The 18,893-nt window shown below is 50.5% G+C and carries 17 protein-coding genes, 3 tRNA genes and 1 riboswitch; of the genes, 14 read left to right on the top strand and 6 right to left on the bottom strand.

The window, feature by feature from the left end:
* Nucleotides 1–71 precede the first annotated feature (71 nt).
* The 3 genes from EGM51_12385 to sugE all read left to right on the top strand — a co-directional run bounded on the left by EGM51_12385 (nucleotide 72) and on the right by sugE (nucleotide 2,014).
* The gene (locus tag EGM51_12385) at nucleotides 72–254 is read left to right on the top strand and encodes a ferredoxin (GenBank protein ID QBG48152.1); all 183 of its coding nucleotides are present in this window, start codon (nucleotides 72–74) and stop codon (nucleotides 252–254) included.
* A 68-nt stretch (nucleotides 255–322) separates the two neighbouring features.
* Nucleotides 323–1,480 carry a formylglycine-generating enzyme family protein gene (locus EGM51_12380; protein ID QBG48151.1) on the top strand — a complete coding sequence of 386 codons (1,158 nt, stop codon included), beginning with the start codon at nucleotides 323–325 and terminating at the stop codon, nucleotides 1,478–1,480.
* 213 nt (nucleotides 1,481–1,693) lie between these two features.
* Nucleotides 1,694–2,014, top strand: a complete 321-nt coding sequence (sugE, locus tag EGM51_12375; protein QBG48150.1) for a quaternary ammonium compound efflux SMR transporter SugE — start codon at nucleotides 1,694–1,696, stop codon at nucleotides 2,012–2,014.
* Nucleotides 2,015–2,187: 173 nt separating this feature from the next.
* On the opposite strand, the gene EGM51_12370 is transcribed toward sugE, so the two are convergent.
* The 4 genes from EGM51_12370 to EGM51_12355 form a co-directional block, all read right to left on the bottom strand.
* A tRNA-Lys gene (locus tag EGM51_12370) sits at nucleotides 2,188–2,262 on the bottom strand.
* Nucleotides 2,263–2,534: 272 nt separating this feature from the next.
* Nucleotides 2,535–2,610, bottom strand: a tRNA-Lys gene (locus EGM51_12365).
* Nucleotides 2,611–2,734: 124 nt separating this feature from the next.
* Nucleotides 2,735–3,313, bottom strand: a complete 579-nt coding sequence (locus EGM51_12360; GenBank protein ID QBG48149.1) for a hypothetical protein — start codon at nucleotides 3,311–3,313, stop codon at nucleotides 2,735–2,737.
* A 2-nt stretch (nucleotides 3,314–3,315) separates the two neighbouring features.
* Nucleotides 3,316–3,558 (bottom strand): hypothetical protein, encoded by a 243-nt coding sequence (locus tag EGM51_12355; GenBank protein ID QBG48148.1) that lies wholly within the window; start codon nucleotides 3,556–3,558, stop codon nucleotides 3,316–3,318.
* Between the two features lie 324 nt (nucleotides 3,559–3,882).
* On the opposite strand from EGM51_12355, the gene EGM51_12350 reads away from it, so the two are divergent.
* The 11 genes from EGM51_12350 (at nucleotide 3,883) to EGM51_12300 (ending at nucleotide 17,443) form a co-directional block, all read left to right on the top strand.
* Nucleotides 3,883–3,959 (top strand) — tRNA-Arg (locus tag EGM51_12350).
* A 661-nt stretch (nucleotides 3,960–4,620) separates the two neighbouring features.
* Nucleotides 4,621–6,147: a hypothetical protein gene (locus EGM51_12345; GenBank protein QBG48147.1), complete on the top strand. Its 1,527-nt coding sequence runs from the start codon at nucleotides 4,621–4,623 to the stop codon at nucleotides 6,145–6,147.
* 367 nt (nucleotides 6,148–6,514) lie between these two features.
* A complete protein-coding gene (locus tag EGM51_12340; protein ID QBG48146.1) occupies nucleotides 6,515–6,718 on the top strand; it encodes a hypothetical protein in 204 nt (67 codons plus the stop codon).
* A 269-nt stretch (nucleotides 6,719–6,987) separates the two neighbouring features.
* Nucleotides 6,988–7,848, top strand: a complete 861-nt coding sequence (locus tag EGM51_12335) for an HNH endonuclease (protein ID QBG48145.1) — start codon at nucleotides 6,988–6,990, stop codon at nucleotides 7,846–7,848.
* A 13-nt stretch (nucleotides 7,849–7,861) separates the two neighbouring features.
* Nucleotides 7,862–8,272, top strand: coding sequence for a (deoxy)nucleoside triphosphate pyrophosphohydrolase (locus tag EGM51_12330; protein QBG48144.1), 411 nt, complete (start codon nucleotides 7,862–7,864; stop codon nucleotides 8,270–8,272).
* Nucleotides 8,265–11,369 carry a DUF3427 domain-containing protein gene (locus tag EGM51_12325; protein ID QBG48143.1) on the top strand — a complete coding sequence of 1,035 codons (3,105 nt, stop codon included), beginning with the start codon at nucleotides 8,265–8,267 and terminating at the stop codon, nucleotides 11,367–11,369. Before EGM51_12330 ends, EGM51_12325 begins: the two co-directional genes overlap by 8 nt.
* A gap of 17 nt (nucleotides 11,370–11,386) precedes the next feature.
* Nucleotides 11,387–11,635 (top strand): hypothetical protein, encoded by a 249-nt coding sequence (locus tag EGM51_12320; protein QBG48142.1) that lies wholly within the window; start codon nucleotides 11,387–11,389, stop codon nucleotides 11,633–11,635.
* Between the two features lie 209 nt (nucleotides 11,636–11,844).
* Nucleotides 11,845–12,420, top strand: coding sequence for a histidine phosphatase family protein (locus EGM51_12315; GenBank protein QBG48141.1), 576 nt, complete (start codon nucleotides 11,845–11,847; stop codon nucleotides 12,418–12,420).
* 149 nt (nucleotides 12,421–12,569) lie between these two features.
* A riboswitch (cobalamin riboswitch) is annotated at nucleotides 12,570–12,719 on the top strand.
* A gap of 126 nt (nucleotides 12,720–12,845) precedes the next feature.
* Nucleotides 12,846–13,856 (top strand): PEP-CTERM sorting domain-containing protein, encoded by a 1,011-nt coding sequence (locus EGM51_12310; GenBank protein ID QBG48140.1) that lies wholly within the window; start codon nucleotides 12,846–12,848, stop codon nucleotides 13,854–13,856.
* 12 nt (nucleotides 13,857–13,868) lie between these two features.
* The gene (locus EGM51_12305) at nucleotides 13,869–15,890 is read left to right on the top strand and encodes a TonB-dependent receptor (GenBank protein ID QBG48139.1); all 2,022 of its coding nucleotides are present in this window, start codon (nucleotides 13,869–13,871) and stop codon (nucleotides 15,888–15,890) included.
* A 2-nt stretch (nucleotides 15,891–15,892) separates the two neighbouring features.
* Complete coding sequence (locus tag EGM51_12300) at nucleotides 15,893–17,443, top strand: hypothetical protein (protein QBG48138.1); 1,551 nt, start codon at nucleotides 15,893–15,895, stop codon at nucleotides 17,441–17,443.
* 8 nt (nucleotides 17,444–17,451) lie between these two features.
* Here the strand turns inward: EGM51_12300 and EGM51_12295 are convergent, their stop codons facing one another.
* Entirely contained in the window at nucleotides 17,452–17,982 is a 531-nt protein-coding gene (locus EGM51_12295; protein ID QBG48137.1) for an anti-sigma factor antagonist, read from the bottom strand.
* Between the two features lie 139 nt (nucleotides 17,983–18,121).
* Complete coding sequence (gene rsmI, locus EGM51_12290; protein ID QBG48136.1) at nucleotides 18,122–18,802, bottom strand: 16S rRNA (cytidine(1402)-2'-O)-methyltransferase; 681 nt, start codon at nucleotides 18,800–18,802, stop codon at nucleotides 18,122–18,124.
* Between the last annotated feature and the right edge of the window lie 91 nt (nucleotides 18,803–18,893).

Raw genomic sequence — 18,893 nt, 5'->3', positions numbered from 1 at the left:
GCTTCCGTTTTGACCCGGTGTGGAAAACCGTTATTGTTTTACGGATTAAACACACTAACCAGGATGAGACTATGAAATTCAAAGTAGATGCCGATACGTGTATTGCATGCGGGGCATGCGAAGAAACCTGCCCGGAGGTTTTTGAAGTGGATGACCATTCCACCGTCAAGGTTGACGATGTTTCCGGTGAACTCGAAGCCGCCGCGCTGGAAGCCGAAGAAGGCTGCCCGGTGGATGCGATTTCGCACGAATAAATTTTTCCTTTTCCAGAGGAAAACGGAGCCGTCCGCGGATGCGGGCGGCTTTTTTGTTTTTATTTTGAATGGCCTTGTTCGTATTTTGTCTCAATAAGCCGTATGAAACAGGCGCGCTGCTGCGTCTACTGAATGAGGTTATGATTATGACAAAAATGATTTCAGGGCTGGCCCTGGCCACAATGTTAACCGGTTTTTCCGCCGGACAGGATACAAATAAAAGCTGCTGCAGTGTTTTGCCGTCACGTTTCGGCACTGCTGCCCCTGAAGCTCCCGAAGGCATGGTATGGATTCCCGGCGGAGAATTTACAATGGGCTGGGACGGCGAGTTCGGTCGTCCGGATGAGCTGCCGCTGCATAAAGTGCGGCTGGACGGTTTCTGGATCAAACGCACCCCGGTCACCAATGCCGAGTTTAAGGAATTCGTGGATGCCACAGGCTATATCACCACCGCCGAAAAAAAGCCGGATCTGGCCGAAATTATGAAGAATCTTCCGCCCGGAACACCGCCGCCGCCGGAATCGGCAATGGTCCCGGCATCGATGGTTTTCCGTCCGCCGGGCTATCCGGTTGATCTGAACAATCCGCTGGTCTGGTGGGAATGGAAAGAAGGGGCCGACTGGAAGCATCCGCAGGGTCCCGGCAGCTCCATCGAAAAGATTATGGATCATCCGGTAGTGCATGTTTCCTGGTACGACGCCGAAGCCTACGCCCGCTGGAAAGGCATGAGTCTGCCGACCGAAGCCCAGTTTGAATATGCCGCGCGCGGCGGTCATGAGCAGTGGCAGAATACATGGGGCAACGAACCCGTCACCGAAGGGAAACCCAAAATCAATATCTGGGAAGGGCCTTTCCCGAACCGTAATTATAAAAAAGACGGATATTATGCCACTTCGCCCGTCACCGCCTTTCCGCCCAATGACTATGGCCTGTATGATATGGCCGGGAATGTCTGGGAATGGACGGCCGACTGGTATCATGTGGATGCCTACCGAATGGATGCCCGGAAAGGCGTGGTTGAAAATCCGAAAGGTCCGCTCATCAGTTACGACCCGCAGGAACCCCATATGCCCAAAAAAGTGACCCGCGGGGGTTCCTTTCTCTGCAGCGATGCCTACTGTTCCGGCTACCGGCCCGCCGCCCGGATGAAAACCAGCCCCGACACCAGCCTCTGCCACACCGGTTTCCGGGTGGTGAAAAATGTGCCGGCAGTGGAGAGCGATTAAATATTCCATTGGAATCCTGTTCGGGGTAGAATAGGATGTATGACTCCATCCCGGAGAAGCAGAGGCGGGGGAACGCTGATTTTCCCGCTTCGCTGTACGGAAAAACGGTGCGGTTAACGGCGTTTACCTGAAGAAAGAGGTAAACGCCTCTTCTTTGGTGGGTCATGAATGAGAAACGCAATCTTGTTGCCTGGAACTTCAGGAGAAATCATTATGGCATGGATTATACTGATTATTGCCGGTTTATTTGAGTCGGGCTGGGCCGTTGGCTTAAAATATTCCAATGGGTTCACCCGGTTGTGGCCGTCGGTCTGGACGATTGTTTCGATGGCCGTCAGTATCTGGCTGCTCGGTATTGCATTAAAAACACTGCCCGTCGGAACCGCCTACAGCATCTGGGTGGGCATCGGGGCCGTCGGCGTCGTTCTGCTCGGCATTGTTCTCTTCAAAGAACCGGTCAATCTCGGCCGTCTGCTCAGTATGATGCTGATCCTTTCCGGAATTATAGGACTCAAACTCACCACGGCACCCTGATTCAAATGCGTCGAAGCATGGGCTTTCATTTCCGGCTCAGATGCCCATCGCTTCCCTTCGGGTAAGCGATCGCTACACCGCCCGAAACTGCACGGTTGAGGCGGAGATTTTTCCGTAGATGAAGTGTGAGCAGAAAGAAACCCTCATAATCGTTCATTATGAGGGTTTTAAAATGGTAGAAGCGCAGGGGCTCGAACCCTGGACCCGCTGATTAAGAGTCAGCTGCTCTACCAACTAATACCATTTACTAAAACATTCCGGTCTTAACGACAGCGTTATTCCGCGCAGCGACGCAGAGCGCGCGGAGCCATTTATGACTGAATTTCTCTGCGTCCTCAGCGCCTCTGCGAGGGATCAAATTTATACCGGATCGTTTTAACGTTTGGTATAAGCTACGCTTCCCTTCGGGTAAGCGATCGCTACACCGCCCGAAACTGCACGGTTGAGGCGGAGATTTTTCCGTAGATGAAGTGTGAGCAGAAAGAAACCCTCATAATCGTTCATTATGAGGGTTTTAAAATGGTAGAAGCGCAGGGGCTCGAACCCTGGACCCGCTGATTAAGAGTCAGCTGCTCTACCAACTGAGCTACGCTTCCATCCGTAAAAGCCGTGCAATCTAATCACTGCACACGCTTCGCGCAATCCGTTTTTTCAATTTTATGCACTTTCCGCTCCGGATTCCGGGAGCGGTCTGCAGGAAATGGGCAAAGAAAAGGCGTTTTAATCTTTAAGTTTATCGAGAACGTATTTTTCCAGTGTCCGTATGTAGCGCGAGCGAATGCGATCCTCAGGAACATCGTGTCCGCCGAGCATAACCCGCTGCCGGACCCGGTCCACGCTGATTTCAGGCGAGCTGACCGCAGCAAAATACAGATAGGTCCGGTATTCGGCATCTGCGGCCTTTTTCATAAAATCCATTTTTGATGGATGGGAGAAGACGGTTTCAAAGGAAAACGTCTCGCCGGTTTTAAGCAGCTGATGGCGCAGAAAGTCGGCCAGGATAGCGGACTCGTAGGATTTTGGATCTTTGGAGAAGCGAAGGGTATTTTTATCGATTCGGCTGTTTTTAAGCCGGGGTGCCTTGGAGGCCAGACCATGTTTTTTCCAGAAGGCTTCCCAGCTTCGATTCTGACAGGAAATACCAAGCTGGTTTAAATCCAGCATTCGGGATTCAGACACCTGCAAATGCAGTTCATCGGGATTGAGGTAGTGTCCGAGATTAAACTGGCCCTCCAGCTTTCTATAAAGGGTAGATTTTCCCGAACCGTTCGGGCCGGCAAAGATGCGCAGGCGCTGCATGGTCAGGAAACGCGGTAGCGTTTTTCTGCGGGTTTTACGTAGGCCTTCGGAAGTGTGCCTACAACACGTTTTGTGCCATCCGAGCGATGCTGAACAATACTGCGACCTTCCTGCACGGTGTATGATACGTCGTTTGCTTTGGCCTTGCGTATCGCTTCGGTGGATGCCGCTTTCGCGCAGGCACTCAGTTCTTTACTGGAAATATTGGTTTTCTTGGTCATTTTTTCGATCCATTGACTGTTCATATTTGTATGCCTTCGGTGCTGATTTGTCGATTCTCCATTTACCTGCAAATTGCAGGTGTCGTGTGGGTGGCGGATTGCTGTTGATACCTGGATGCCGTATTTTTTATACGTTCCAGGAAATTAGGTGCTCCTTTTGATCGGATCATTGGCTGCAAATTTAAATGTTCAGAGGGGCGAAGGGGAGGGGGCTGACCGTACGTAAGGAAAAAGAAACGTTGATCGTTTGATGAACAGTCTGCCCGATGGCTCCCGGGCTGTAATTTGTCGGTAAACGGCTTGCTCTTTTTTCAGATGTTGGAATATATTGCCGACCCTTTCTCATGCGCTCTGGTAGCTCAGCTGGATAGAGCAACGGACTTCTAATCCGTAGGTCACAGGTTCGAATCCTGTCCAGAGCGCCATTTTTTATGGTGATATGTCAGATTCGAACCGACGGTTCGACACAAGCGAAGCGAAGTGAAACTTGAGCTTGCGAAAGTCCGCAGGGGTGAAACAATCCTGTCCAGAGCGCCGTTTCTTTCAGACCATCCGATGGATCAGCAGGCGAGCCGCCTGCGGTACGACCAAACCCCGAAATCGCCGGAACAGCGGCACTTACCGGCTGGTATCATGTTTAATTTAGGGGCATTCTGCATCGTTTCGATACCGGGAATTCTGTTTGGGTCACATCCGTGGCCTGCAGAACGGTTTTTCCCATGACTGTAGGCCCGATGCCCCATCGGGCGCGCGTGCGCAACATCATTCAACCGGACTGCAGGGAGGGACCCCGGCCCTGTAAAAAGCTTCATTTTCTTTTCCCATAAAGGTTGGAAAACGATTTTCGCAAAGCTGCAGAGTTTGCCGTGAAACGCCGTCATTCGAGCGGGGCCGTTCTGCCGGGTTATAGGGATGGGGGCGCGGGGGAAGGGTGGAAAAGGCGGAGAGGCTTAGATTTGCGGGTAGGCTCTAAAAGTTAGTATTTAATTGTGTCGTTCGCCAATGACCTTATATGCTTTGTGAGTAAAGGGCATTTGTCGGGGTTGCTGTGAATTGGAAAGCATTCATCAAAAAGTATCAGGTGACATGAAAAAACGTATCGAGAGATATCGAGATACGGATGTTGCCAAAGAGTGGCTTTCCCAAAATAAAGCTCTTGTTCAGCGCTTATTCGAAACGGCATCTATTCGAGATTTTGTATTCGAACCGTTCAAAAAGGTTTTTCAGGTTCAAAGCGATACAGAGCGTCAGATCCTTGCCACTATTACTCAAGTTTCTATCGCAAATGCAGTTCTTGCAGGACTTCCGGGAAAGCTCGGGATCGGTGTTTTTGTGTCGATGGCTCTGGAGGCGTGGATGGCTTTCTCCGTGGCCAGACATGTTGGAATCCGGATCAAGGATGTTAACGATATCTGGAAGTATTTTGGGCTTCTGGCAGGAACTGCGGTGATTATTCTTTACATATTTCGCATGCTGCTTAATGGAGCCTTTGCTCTGTTATCACTGATTCCTGGAGCTTTTGCGGTAACGGTCATGTCTGAGCTAATCGTTACGAACTTTGTTGGTCTGCTTTTCTGGACAGGGTTTGAAGAGGTGCAACGGGCGGGTAGTTTCCGGATCCCACAGGGAGCGTTAGGACGTTTAATTGCTAGGTTCAAAAAGTTGATCAAATTTCAAATGAAATTCATTAAGAAGCTTGGTGATCCGAAGAATATTCGTTTGGTAGGAGGTCGGCTCAAATCTTGGCTTATGGGTGAGATAGCGGTTTATGATCCAGCTATTCGTGGTGAGGTGTTTTCTTTTGCTGCTATGGCTACGTTGGTTAGCGGAAATACGGATCAGTTGAATGGACCGCTTGGGGATGTTTTCCTCGATTCCATTCGTCGGGCCTATTCTAAACAGCTGGGTGATGCTTCCGTGGAGGAGATACAGGCTTATTTTGAGGGACGTACGCCAGATCAATTGGCTGGTGATGTAAATCTTGTTAAAGGCGAGATGTTTGAACAGCTAATTGAACACAGGGAAAATTTTGATGGTGATGTAATTGTTGCGGCGCTACATGAGGATCGAACTTTTCCCGGGTCAGATATTGTTTTTACTAATCTTGAATCGGGGCAGGAAATAGCGGTGTCGCTAAAGGCAGCAGCTGATCCTTCGCTGATAGAGCATGCCTTGATGCGATATCCTGATATTCCAATTCTTACCACACATGAAATGCAGGAATATTTTGGTGATCATCCCATGGTGGATTTTTCGACCTATTCAGAAGCTGAACTTGAAAAAGTGACAGAGGATAACTTTGATCGTTTAGTTGACCAGTTACCCGAATTTGATGCTCTCCATGTGGCGTCGGGTGGCGTTGCCGCTAAAACAGCATCAAGTCTCTGGCCCTTCACTGTGGCTTATCTTAGACGCCGAATAACCAAAGATCAGCTTACTCAGGCCATGACGCGTGTATTAGGGGAATCCGGTATATCTCTGAGTTCCCGGATTATCTGGGGAGCCGCTTTGGGACCTGTATTCGTCTGGTATCTCCTCGCTCGTTCCATCTTTATGATTACAAACCCATTTATGACTGATGAGCAAGATTTGGATGAACAAGGCATTGCATAGACTGATGTCTGTTGATGACTTTGTTTAACTGGATTTCGGTTTCCGGAAGCAAGATTGCGCTCCGGATGTCATAACAACTATTTCTTACAGGGCCGTTTTCGATGTCCTCCAATGGCCGTGATGAATCCACCGAATACTTCAGTTGGTCAAGTCGGTCAATAGTGCGGCAGCAATTGTCGATGGACCAAACGTGAGCGATAAGCCACAGAGTTAGGTACTCTCAGATCCTCTTTGATTTTGCATGAAGGGTGTTGTCAAGGGCCCTTTTTTCATATCCATACGAATTGGAAAAATAATGGAATATTAGACTTCTAGTCTGTAGACCGACATTTCCATCTGCGCTAGAACTGTGCGGATGAAAAAGAAAGTGACTATTGCGTTGGAAGTGGATGACTGGGGTCAAATCATCGATGGGCTTACATGCCGTGCCGAGGATTACGAGCGCACGGCTGAATATCATGAATCCGGTTATGTCGAGGACTACATTCTTGAGGTGTGTGACGCCTCCGAAGCCCGCAATATGGCTCAATATTATCGACGTGTCGTCAAGGAAATCAGGAATCAACTATAGAATGTTTAGTCACAAAGATGCGCAAGAGGTACTAAAACGAGATTGGGCAGAAGATGATTCGCAGGGGGATATCTTATCGAACGAAGTGAATTAAAAATGGGGTTCGGGCGGCACCTGGTCAGCAGTAAATGCATAACATTGCTGATTTGCAGGAATTTTTTTGCTCCGATTGAAGCAGTGTTGATTCATCGCAAAAGAAAGTATTTCCAAACCTTGGAAATTGGGATGAGCTTCTCTAAGCTGCTTAAACATAGCCTTAGGGGTTGGCAGTGAATTTCAGGGATTTGTTTTCAGTTTTCATTAAGGAGCAAAATGCCGAAGGGAGTAATCGGGCATCGTCGTATATTCGGGCGATCGACCTTTTAGATTCTATTCTCGGGCGGAAGGCTCCGAAAGAATTGAACGCCAGTAGTGTTTGGGAAATTTCATCTGCAGCACATATTCAAAGCTTATATCAGTTGGTTCTGGAGCATCAGAAACTCGGGCAACATGGAATTTTTAATGGGGAGGAGCCCTCCAGTTATTGGAAACAGAATTTTTGTTCCGCTGCTTTAAGAAGTTACCGCGAATTTTTAGTGATCTATCTGTACGAACAGAAAATGTGGGAAATTTATCGAGATGGGCGGAAAAATCCGGGCGAGATCAGAGAGAAGCTGGCTGAGCAAGACATTGATTCTGCAGAACTGTTGGTTGCTGATCTGGATCTGGATTTGAACACCAAAGCGGGAAAAGACGCCGTACGTGAAGTAAAGACCCGGATCGGACAGCGATTTTTCCGCAAAATGATTTTGGAGCAATATAATCACGAGTGTTGCATTACCGGTTTGAATGTTCCTGAAGTTTTGCGTGCGAGTCATATCGTTGGCTGGGCTGAAGATGAAAAAGTTAGAATGAATCCAGACAATGGTTTGTGTTTATCGGCGACCTATGATGCCGCCTTCGACAAACACCTAATTTCATTCGATGAAGATTACCGTATGATCTTCAGTCCGGTGTTGAAGGAGTTTTACACCAACGAGGCATTTAAAACGCAGTTTTCAGCTTTTGAGGGAAAGCCGTTGAGGAAACCCAAACGCTTTTGTCCCGATCAGGGTTGTTTAGAACAACATCGGGAGAAGTTGGTGGCATAACGGTTGCAGAAAGATGAAAAAGTTGATCCATGTAGTTTGTCTTGTGTTAGCTGATCGGAAAGGGTTGTTTTTTGCCGCGCAAAGGCCTGTCGGGAAGAGTCAGTCGTTGCTCTGGGAATTTCCCGGTGGAAAAGTGGAGCCGGGTGAAAATGCAGAAGATGCATTGCGGCGAGAGATACGAGAGGAGCTTTCGTGGACCGTTGGAGAATTAAAACGTCTTCCTGATTCAACTCATGAGTATGATTTTGGAACCATTCGGTTAACTCCGTTTCTTCATGAGTGCGTTGAGCGGCCATTAATTTCGCTTACAGAGCACATAGATTCAAAGTGGGTCGTCCCATCTGAGTGGACTCTGCTGAAATGGGCGCCGGCGGATATTCCAATTGTTGAACACTTAGTTAAAGAGGTTCTTGTTTATGCATAATTTGGCGTTGGGAATTTATGAGCAGGTTTTGGATGAAGAGCTGCGTGAGTTGCTTGATGCCCATCCGGATTTAAAACCTGTATTGCGGAAGATTGATGATGAAGAAGCTCCGCAAGTTTATGCGCAGTTCGTGGGGCAGGTTCTCGGTAAAGCCTTGCGCGTGGCAAAAAAAAATCAGCGCGTTGATATTATCAATCGATTACTTGAGTTGTTATCGGCAACTGATGGGCTTGATTATGTGCAACGGCATGCGGTTCTTGCTGATGATAAGAATCTGTTGACGGAGGTCAAAAGTTCTCCGGTTGCATTTACGCGCCCGAAAACACCCCTTTCGACAAGTGCTCTGTTAACGGGGCAGGGAATGGATCCTCCTTTGGAGCACGAACTTCGTGCCGAAATGCTAACTGCCGATCGGGTTGATATTTTAATCTCGTTTATCAAGTGGTCAGGGCTCCGGCTTCTGATGCCGGCGTTCGAGCGTCTCGCTAAAGAGAATATTCCTGTCCGCATTATTTCAACGAGTTATATGGGAGCCAGCGATCCGGTGGCTTTGGAGTGGTTGTCGGAGCAAGATAACATCAGTATAAAAGTTTCATACGATACGGGGGGCACTCGACTGCACGCGAAGGCATATCATTTTGTGCGGAATAGTGGGTTTTCTACGGCTTATATCGGGTCGGCTAATATGTCGCATTCTGCGATGACTCAAGGTTTAGAGTGGACAGTTAAAGTTACCGCGCAAGATATGCCGCATATTCTCGAACGCTTCGTCGCGGATTTTTCTGCGTATTGGGAGAGCCCTGAATTTGAACCTTTTGCGGGAAAACAGGATTTCGATCGATTTAGAAGTGCGATTAACCGCTTTAAACAGCGAGCCACTGGCGGGCCACAATTCTTTGCGGAGATTACGCCTCGTCCATTTCAGGAACGAATCCTGGAGGCACTGGCGGCGGCGCGTCAAAATGGCTCGATGCGGAACCTTGTTGTCGCGGCGACAGGGACTGGGAAAACTGTAGTTTCAGCGTTGGACTATAAGCGGTACTGCGAGCAAACAGGACGGAAAGAGCGTCTTTTATTTGTGGTTCATCGGAAGGAAATTCTCGAGCAGGCTCTGGCCTGCTTTAGAACGGTACTCAGAGATCAGAATTTTGGAGAACTTCTCGTTGATGGGATAGAGCCAACGGAGTGGGAGCATGTTTTTGCGTCAGTGCAGAGTTTAAAATCGAGGAAACCGTGGCTGAAGTTTGGTGATGATTATTTCCGGTTTGTTATCGTTGATGAAGCGCATCACGGGGTTGCTTCGAGTTATCGTCCGATTTTTGATCATTTAAAACCGAACATATTACTTGGGCTTACGGCGACCCCTGAACGAATGGATGGATCCTTAATTCTTCCCGATTTTGATGGCAGGTTTTCCGCTGAAATCAGATTGCCCGAAGCTTTGGAAGAAAAACTTCTCTGTCCATTTCACTATTTTGGGGTCACCGATAATATTGATTTGGATGAAGAACGGTTTTGGCGGAACGGGAGGTATGATAAACGAGAGCTGGAAAATATTTATACTGGTGATGATTTTCGTGCCAAGGAACGTGTGGATCTGATTTTACAAGCGATTCATAAGTATCAGCCTGATTTGAGCGGGGTCAAAGGCGTTGGGTTCTGCGCGGGCCGGAAGCATGCTCATTATATGGCAAAGTGCTTTAATGATGCAGGAATTGCTTCGGCGGTGATCCTAGGGGATACGGGAAGAGAAGAACGTGCTCAACGTATGCGCTCTTTAAGAGAGGGTGATTTATCCTTTCTGTTTGCGGTCGATGTTTTGAGTGAAGGCGTGGATGTTCCCGAGTTGAACATGGCTTTGTTTTTGAGACCAACGGAGAGTTTAACCGTATTTCTTCAACAGTTAGGTCGGGGTTTGCGCCATGCTCCTGGCAAGGACTGTTTAACCGTTCTCGATTTCGTGGGGCAAACGCATCGGAAATACCGATTGGATACAAAATTCACCGCACTTCTTTCTCGAAATAGGCAACGAATCGATCGTGAAATAGAAAACGATTTCCCAAATTTACCGGCGGGTTGCAGTATCATTCTCGAGCGTATTGCCCGCGAACGAATTCTGAAGAAGATCAAGACGGTGCTGAGTGATCTGAAAAATTTTATTCCGGAGACCATTCAGACGTGGGATTGCCATTATTACAAGCCCCTCACATTTGGTAATTTTATTGATGAAACGGGCCTGTCGCCGATTGCCGTATTGAAAAAGAAAAGCTGGTCAGAGTGGAAAGCCGTTGCCAAAGGATTGCCAGCACCAAAAGATCCTGATCTGGTCGTGGCTAGGAAGGCTCTCACTCGTTTGGTTCTGAGATCGGATCCGAAGCTTCTTGAGATGGTAGAGGACATCGCGGAGAACAGGGTCGCCTGCGAGACGGAAGAGAAATATGGTTGTTCCGGCACATCGCTTCATTATTTGTTCTGGGGACAAAAAGGCGGAAACGTTGGGGTTAGAAATTTTTCGGATTCTTTGGAAAAGTGGAGCCGCAACGTAACTGTAGTCCAGGATGCTGCTGAAATTTCGGAGTGGCGCCGCAGGAATCAGCCGTATCCGTTTTTTGATATCGACCTTCCGTTCTCTTGTGACCTCAAACTGCATGCCGCCTATGGTTCGCATGAGATAAAGGCAGCGCTTCGGTTAAACAGCATAGAAAAACCGGGGCCCATGGGAGTCGGCGTCTATCACAATAAAGAACTCAAGGTTTATGCTCACCTTGTAACTTTTAGAAAGGTCGAGCAGGATTTCTCTCCGACGACACTTTACAAAGATTATCCGATCAGTCGTAACCAGATGCATTGGGAGAGTCAATCTACGGCGACCCAGATCTCATCGACCGGACAGAACTATATTCACTTCAAGGAACGAGGCTATACGATTTTATTTTTTGGACGCGTTGAAAAACAAGTGGAAGGCGAGGCGGCTCCGTTTATTTTTCTCGGACCAGCTTCCAAGCTGCTCTCCTATGAGGGCGATCGCCCGATTAGCATGATTTGGGAGTTGGAGCACTTTATGCCTGCCGCTCTATTTGAGGAAGCTCGACCATAATTTTTTGCCGAAACTGCATGGTTCTAAGAAAAAGCAGGAACGGGGCGTGCACGGGCGACCGGGTCGATGTGCTCGAAGAGAATGGCCGGTACGAATATGAGGTGCTATCCGAGGATTATGCGCTGAAGGAGAAGCCGGGGATGATCCGGCCAAGCTGTATTGCGAATACGAAGGCTCGGGGCTTGATTGAACCGGGCAATTATGTTGGGTTGCTGAAGCTTGAGTTGTTGAATACGTCGAGCGGAAAATCCGTAGCGAAGATCTGATACCATTTACTAAAACATTCCGGTCTTAACGACCGCGTTATTCCGCGCAGAGCAACTGTGTCATAACTCAACCTTTATGACTGAATTTCTCTGCGTCCTCAGCGTCTCTGCGAGGGATCAAATTTATACCGGATCGTTTTAACGTTTGGTATGACTTCCTGATTCGTGGAAGAGTTGCTGATTATTGGGGATTTGGCCATAGTCTGTGCATGGACGCGTTGAAAAATATCTATTATGGATTTCGTCATGGGCAGAGCCGGGCGAATGTGGAGGGCATTATTGTCAGTGATCCGGCGGTGGGGACGGTGGAGTATGGTTTGACGGAGGAGGGGCGGCGTCAGGTGCGGGCGAGTGTGGCGGCGTCGGATTTTGATGCGGAGACGCTGATTTTTTCTTCGGATTTCCGGCGTGCGCGGGAGACGGCGGAGATTATCCGGGCGGAGCTGGGGTGCGGGGAGATTGTTTTTGATGTGCGGCTGCGGGAGCGGTTTTTCGGGGATTGGGAGGGGAAGCGTCATGAACATTATTCCCGGGCCTGGAAGCAGGATGTTTTTGATCCGGCGCAGGTGTATCATGGGGCGGAGAGCTCGGTTGCGGTGCAGCGGCGGATGTGGGCGGTGGTGGAGTCGCTGGAAAAGCAGTTTGCGGGAAAGACCATTGTGCTGGTTTCGCATGGCGATCCGCTGATGCTGCTGCAGACGGCGTTTCTTAATCTGGGTGCGGGGCGTCACCGGAGTCTGCCGTATATTGAGACGGCGGGCTGGCGGAAGCTGAATGAAATCTGAAATGTGAATTGAAAACTTTAAAAGGGGTGTTAGGTTTTAGGTTTTAAGTTTTAGGTTTTTGGTTTCCGGTTTCCTTCCTTCAGTTTTCCAATCCATTTAAAAATAGTTTGATCTTGCTGATTTTTCCGATTTGTCAGTTCGGGGTTCGGTTTGATTTTGACAGGGGGGGCTTCGGGCCTTAGGTTTCCGGCTCATTGTGAAGAACCTGATGGAAGTCCGGTGAAATTCCGGCGCTGTAGCGCAACTGTAACGGGGATACCCGAAGCCAGAACTTTCAGGCCTTCAAGATGTTGGACTCTTTCGCATTAAAGGAGGCCCAATGGATCAGACGTCCGGCGGTGCCCGGGCGTTTTTTTGTGCCGGCGGAAGTGTATTATTTAAAACAGATAACCTGCCCGCGATTTATGGGCGAATAAGGAGATGAAATGAAAAAAATTATAATGCTGTCGGCCGCGCTTTTATGTGCAGGCCGTCTGTTTGCTTCGCCGATTGTGGCTCATCCGGCTCAGTCGATTACAGAACTGATGAATTCGGGGGGGACCTTCACGACTTACAGTGGTATGGCACTGGGGGGCGATACGTTGTATTTCGGTAATTTTGATACGGTGCGTACGTATGATCTCGGGAGCGGAACGTCCGGGGTTCTGGCGAACGTGGGGAGTGCGGCTGACATTACGGCGTTCGGTATGGTCGGTTCATCGCTGCATATTTCGCAGACCTTATCCTATGCCTCTCCGTATCCTTCCAATATCGGAAGTGTTGACGGCAGCGGTTTAACTCCGGTTCTTACCAGCGGCACGCAGTTGGGGGAAGCGACTTATGCCGTTTATGATGCGGCGGTTTATAACGGCAGTTATTATTTTTCGGCGAATCTCGGGGTGGTTACCAACGGAAGTCCGGTTTCCGGTACGACTTCCGGAACGCGTATCTATCGTCTGGATGGAAGTTCGGTAACGGAGATTGCCGATGTCGGTGATGTTTCGGGCGGGTTGACCTTTGATGAGAACGGCAATCTGTATTATGCCGCGCAGACCGGTGACGGTGTGGTACGTTTTGATGCAGCCGATGTGTCTGCGGGCGGACTGGATCTTTCGGATGCAACTACGGTGGTTAATGTGACAGGAAGCAGTATTGATTTTCTTTCCACCGGTGAAATGGTGATTACCACCGGATTCGGTCAGGAAATGGCCAGTTATGATATTGCGACGGGTCTGAAAACCCATGACATTGCCTCCACATCCGGTGCGGATTTCATGGGCAAATTTGTGGTTGATGAAGACGATACCATTCATGTCATTTCGACCGACTGGGGGGCTTATGAAAGTTCGCTTTCCTCGATTGTCATTCCGGAACCGAGTTCGGTGGTGCTGATGGTTGCGGGGGCCGGCGGGCTGGTGTGGTTCCGTCGTCGCCGGAAATATTTTTTCCGCGGTTGAGGTGGCGAAAGCATGCGTATCCGGCTGCTGTGCATAGTTCTGCTGATTCTTCCGGTTTCCGTGTTTGCGGAGGCTGAGGAGAAGATTGCGGTCTATGCCTGGCAGCAGGATGAACTGGCCCTGGTTCCGGTGGACACGGCGTCGGATGTGACGGTGATTGACCGGGAGACCATTGAGGGATCCGGTGCGGTTTCCGTGCCGGATCTTCTGCGGAATGAGGCCAATATTCTGATCCGCAGTACGTCGGGCAATGTGAACGACGGGCAGATTGCCATGCGCGGGTTCGGTGAGAATTCGCATCTGCGGACGCTGATTCTGGTGGACGGGCATAAAATGAACCGTCCGGATATGGGCGTGGCCGGCTGGGCGAGTCTGCCGGTGATGAATATCGAGCGGATTGAGGTGATCCGCGGCGGGCAGAATGTGCTTTATGGCGATAATGCGTTGGCGGGGGTTATCAGTATTACCACCAAACGCGGGGCGGATACAGGAACGCAGGTGCGCGGTACGATGGGAGAGTTCGGCTATCTCGGCGGCTACATCGGTCACGGCGGAACGGCGGGGCCGCTTGATTATTATGTCGGGATCGATACGTACGAATCCGATGGTTTCCGTTCGAATTCGCTGTCGCGGGCGACCACGCTGACCGGCAGTCTGGCCTGGTATGTCAACGATTCGGATATGGTTTCGCTGCGGGTGTCGCAAACGGACAGCCATCAGCAGTATCCCGGCCCGCTGCTCTACGAGCAGATGATGGAGGATCCGACGCAGTCGTTTTATTCCGGGGATGAATATTCGGAATCGCTTGAGCATCAGGCCTCACTGATCTGGAAAACGTCCAGAAACTGGGGTGAAGCGCGAATGGCGTTCGGGGCCGGCCGCAGAGAGGGTGAATGGCAGCTGCCGGGAAGGTCGGCGGATGATCTGCAATATGGATTTTCTCTGGGGCCGAGGATTAAACTGGGAGGAAACGACCATTTTGTACTGACCGGGATCGATGCGTCGTACGATACGCTGGATCATACCAACGATCTGCAGGCGGATCCCGATTATGCCAGTTCGGAGGGGACTTTCCGCCGGGTAACGCTTCAGCCGTATGTCTTTGCTCAGAAAACACTGCGCGATCGCTGGATTCTCGGAGGCGGTGCGCGTTATGAACATGCGGCGACCGATAATGATTTTGATGATTATATAGACAGTCAGATTCTGCCCTACATTGATACCAACCGGGGGCAGATTCCGAATCCGGACTACAATCCTGATCCGGATCTCGATCCGTTGACCTCCTATGATGAAACCGTGAAAAAGGAGGGGTGGGCCGCAACGCTTTCCCTGACCCGGAAATTTAACCGGAACCTTGAGGGTTGGATCCGCTATGACCGAAGTTATCGTTATCCTACGCTTGATGAAGCCGCGGCCTATAATGAATTTGAGCTCAGTGAGCCGCTGAATACCGCACTTGATCCGGAGGAGGGCGATCAGTATGTGACGGGAGCCCGGTGGGCGGATGAGCAGTGGCGGTTTCAGTGGTCGGCCTATGCGTTGTTTATGGATAATGAAATTGTTTATGACCAGGTGCAGCAACTGAACCGGAATCTGGGCAGAACGAAGCGTCTGGGAACGGAATTTGAAGTGGCGCTGGATCGCGGGTGGTACGGAGCGAATACCCGCTGGACGGTTCAGGAGGCAAAACTCGACGATGGGGAATATGAGGGGAATACGGTTCCGCTTGTGCCGCCGTATCACGGGGTCGTCTCCGGCTGGGTTGATCCGGTGGAGCGGCTGCGGCTGACGCTGACCTGGTCCTATGTGGCTGCGCAGTATCAGGGAAACGATGAGGCGAATGCGGCTGCGAAAATGGATGCCTACGGCCTGCTTGGTCTGCAGGCCGACATCCGAATGAGCCCGCATGTCCGGCTGCATATCGGTATGGACAATCTGCTGGATGAAATCTATGCCACTTCGGCATACGGCGGCGTGTATTATCCGGGGGCCGGCCGCAGCTTCCGCTGTTCAATGATGATGGAGTTTTAAGGATGAAAAAGTGGATATTCGCGGTATTGCTGTGCGGGGTTCAGTTTGTGGATGCGGAGGAGATTCTGACTTATCCGGCTGATGATGGGATTGGGATGAACAGCTCTTCGTTCGTGCTCTGGGCAGACGGGTATACAGATTACGTCTGCGGAACGAATCTGGCTCCGACCTGGAAGACCCCGGAAAAGGCGCTCGGGGCGGCGGTCGGCGATTCCTATGATATCGTGGGGCTGGGCAGCGGCGGCGAAATTACGCTGACATTTTCGCAGGGTATCGCGGATGGTGACGGAGCCGATTTTGCCGTCTTTGAAAACGGGATCAGTTCAACTTTTCTGGAACTGGCCTATGTTGAGGTATCTTCGGACGGAATTCACTTTGTGCGCTTTCCGAATTATTCGCTTACGCTGGAAAAGGTCGATTCGTATGGTGATGTGGATCCAACCCTGATCTATGGGCTGGCCAGTCGCTATAAGCAGGGTGTCGGTACGCCGTTTGATCTGAGTGAACTCATTGCGACCTCCAATACCATTGCTTCCGGAATACATGAATTTTCGACGGAGTTTGTTGCGGATTTCACCAACAATATCGGTTTTCTCGATTTTGAACATGTCAGTTATGTCAGGCTGATTGATATTGTCGGCGACGGGAATTGTTTCGATTCCGAAGGCTATGCAATCTTTGATCCCTATCCAACGTTCGGCAGTGCCGGATTTGATCTTGATGCGGTAGGGGTGATTAACCGTTCGGCAGTAAGCGGTGAGCTGCAGACGATCACGTTTGAGCCGATTCCGCATCAGCAGCTCGATTTCCGGACGCTGGAACTTTCGGCGGAGGCGGACAGCGGGCTGCCGGTGAGTTTTTCGGTGTCGGGCCCGGCGGCTCTGACCAACAGCACCCTGTATTTTTCCGGCACGGGAACAGTAGAGGTGGTGGCGTCGCAGGGCGGCAATGCGGTGTATGCGCCGGCGTCCCCGGTGCTCCGGTCGTTTCGGATTGCGGAGCGGGTGCAGCATATTTTTGTGGAGCCGATTCCCGATTCGGCGGCGGTGCCTGGTTATTTTACCGTGCGAACCTATTCGAGCAGCGGACTCCCGGTGTATCTGTATGTGGATAGCGGCGAGGGGTATGTCGGCGAGCTGGATCATGTGTATACGCTGCCGTCTTCGGCCGGAACTGTGACATTGCGCGCTTCTCAGCCCGGGGATGTCTATACCGCACCGGCGGACGATGTACTGGTTCAATTCCGTGTTCTTGACACAGCGGAGGATTTAGTCGGGTTTTCTGAGTGGGCAACGACGGGGGATTATCCGGTGCTTGAATATTCGCGCTCCAAAGACCGGTTCGGACGGGATGCATTGAAGTTGTCCTATGGGCAGTCGTCGGTGGTGCAGGGGACTTCCCGGCTGCTGGTTTCGGAAAATCTTCAGACCTGGACGAATGCGGTGCCGGAAATTACGGCTCAGACGGTGACCAACGGAATGGTGGAAATGGAACTGCTGGTTCCGGCGACCGGAAGTAATCGGTTTTTCCAGGTGGAGTTTGAAGCAAATTAGAGCGAGGACTATTTTCCGCCGAGGGCGCGGACATCGTCTTCGAGGAATTCGAGGACGGATTTAAATTTCGGAAGATTTTCGGGATTGATTTCCACGAGTTTTTCGTGGGCTTCCAGCGTGGTTTTTGCGGCTTCGAGTTTGTCGGAAGGATCAGCTTCCAGGGTTTGCGCATTGCCGCAGATGGTGCAGTTTTCAACCGTATCGGAGGCGAGCGCATAATCCACCACGCGGTCGACGCCGAGGGTGGTGAGCAGTTTTTTGTTTTTGTCGGAAAGGTTTACGAGTTTGAACTGATATTCGGGTTTGCTTTTGATCAGACAGGCGAGTCCGGCCACGACGCCCATGAAGGTACTGTCCATTCCGGTACATTCGGCCATATCAATCAGAATTCGTTCGGCGGAATGTTTGTCCATCACCTGATGGATAAACTGTTTCATCGGCGGGCTGATTTTAAAGGATCCGCGTCCTTCCACACGGATTACCGCCGTGTGGTCAATATATGCCGCTGTCAGGTTGTCGCCATTCGTTCCCGAACCCATATGTATCTAACCCCTCATAAATCTCCGAACCGTGCAGATAGTATCTACCGTCGTTGGCGAGTTCAACGTGAATAGTTGGGAAATCACGTTTTTTACTAGCCGTGCCGGTATGAAAAGCATTAAAAGGGCCGGTTTTGATTTACCGTTTTTCAGGCAGGAGGATTACCACACATTCGCCTTTAACGGTTCGTTTTTCATACGCTGTCCGGATTTCCTGCGGGGTGCCGCAGGTGCATTCCTCGAATTTTTTAGTCAGTTCCCGGCCCACAAAGACGGTGCGGTCTGCACCGAGATACTCCTCAATTTCATTCAGTACCTTGATCAGGCGGTAGGGCGATTCGTAGAGTACCACCGGCAGATCGGCGTCGGCCCATTTGAGCAGGTCCCGTTTTCGTCCACCGCTTTTGTGCGGTAGAAAACCGGCAAAAATAAACCCTTTTTCACCGAATCCGCTGAGGGCGACGGCGGTCGTGACGGCCGCCGGACCGGGAACGGCGGTGATGGGAATGCCGGCTTCGCGGCAGAGCAGAATAACGCGCGAGCCCGGGTCTGAAATACAGGGCATTCCCGAATCCGTGACCATGGCCACGGCCCCGCCGCCGTGTATACGCTCGATAATCTGTTCGGCGCGCTGGTGTTCGTTGAATTTGTGGCAGCTCATCATATGAGTGGAAATTTCGTAGCGGTCGGTCAGCCGGCGGGTGTGCCGGGTATCCTCCGCCACAATCAGATCGGCTTCTTTCAGCGTTTCCAGTGCCCGGAACGAGATATCGCCAAGATTTCCGATCGGGGTGCCTACAATATAAAGTCCTGCTTCCATGGACTGGAAAATAGGGGAAAGGAGGCGAAGTGGAAACCGGAAACTGAAATTTGAACATGGTTCTATGCATTGGCCTAATGGAGGAGTTTAC

This window comes from Verrucomicrobia bacterium S94 (genome assembly GCA_004299845.1).
Lineage (GTDB): Bacteria > Verrucomicrobiota > Kiritimatiellia > Kiritimatiellales > Pontiellaceae > Pontiella.
This window is presented reverse-complemented; position numbering and strand designations above follow the sequence as displayed.

Excerpts from the sequence above, each read along its gene's own strand:
- EGM51_12385 (QBG48152.1), top strand. The coding sequence starts at position 72 with ATGAAATTCAAAGTAGATGCCGATACGTGTATTGCATGCGGGGCATGC.
- EGM51_12380 (QBG48151.1), top strand. The coding sequence starts at position 323 with ATGGCCTTGTTCGTATTTTGTCTCAATAAGCCGTATGAAACAGGCGCG.
- sugE (QBG48150.1), top strand. The coding sequence starts at position 1,694 with ATGGCATGGATTATACTGATTATTGCCGGTTTATTTGAGTCGGGCTGG.
- EGM51_12360 (QBG48149.1), bottom strand. The coding sequence starts at position 3,313 with ATGCAGCGCCTGCGCATCTTTGCCGGCCCGAACGGTTCGGGAAAATCT.
- EGM51_12355 (QBG48148.1), bottom strand. The coding sequence starts at position 3,558 with ATGAACAGTCAATGGATCGAAAAAATGACCAAGAAAACCAATATTTCC.
- EGM51_12345 (QBG48147.1), top strand. The coding sequence starts at position 4,621 with ATGAAAAAACGTATCGAGAGATATCGAGATACGGATGTTGCCAAAGAG.
- EGM51_12330 (QBG48144.1), top strand. The coding sequence starts at position 7,862 with ATGAAAAAGTTGATCCATGTAGTTTGTCTTGTGTTAGCTGATCGGAAA.
- EGM51_12325 (QBG48143.1), top strand. The coding sequence starts at position 8,265 with ATGCATAATTTGGCGTTGGGAATTTATGAGCAGGTTTTGGATGAAGAG.
- EGM51_12320 (QBG48142.1), top strand. The coding sequence starts at position 11,387 with ATGGTTCTAAGAAAAAGCAGGAACGGGGCGTGCACGGGCGACCGGGTC.
- EGM51_12315 (QBG48141.1), top strand. The coding sequence starts at position 11,845 with ATGGACGCGTTGAAAAATATCTATTATGGATTTCGTCATGGGCAGAGC.
- EGM51_12310 (QBG48140.1), top strand. The coding sequence starts at position 12,846 with ATGAAAAAAATTATAATGCTGTCGGCCGCGCTTTTATGTGCAGGCCGT.
- EGM51_12305 (QBG48139.1), top strand. The coding sequence starts at position 13,869 with ATGCGTATCCGGCTGCTGTGCATAGTTCTGCTGATTCTTCCGGTTTCC.
- EGM51_12300 (QBG48138.1), top strand. The coding sequence starts at position 15,893 with ATGAAAAAGTGGATATTCGCGGTATTGCTGTGCGGGGTTCAGTTTGTG.
- EGM51_12295 (QBG48137.1), bottom strand. The coding sequence starts at position 17,982 with ATGGGTTCGGGAACGAATGGCGACAACCTGACAGCGGCATATATTGAC.
- rsmI (QBG48136.1), bottom strand. The coding sequence starts at position 18,802 with ATGGAAGCAGGACTTTATATTGTAGGCACCCCGATCGGAAATCTTGGC.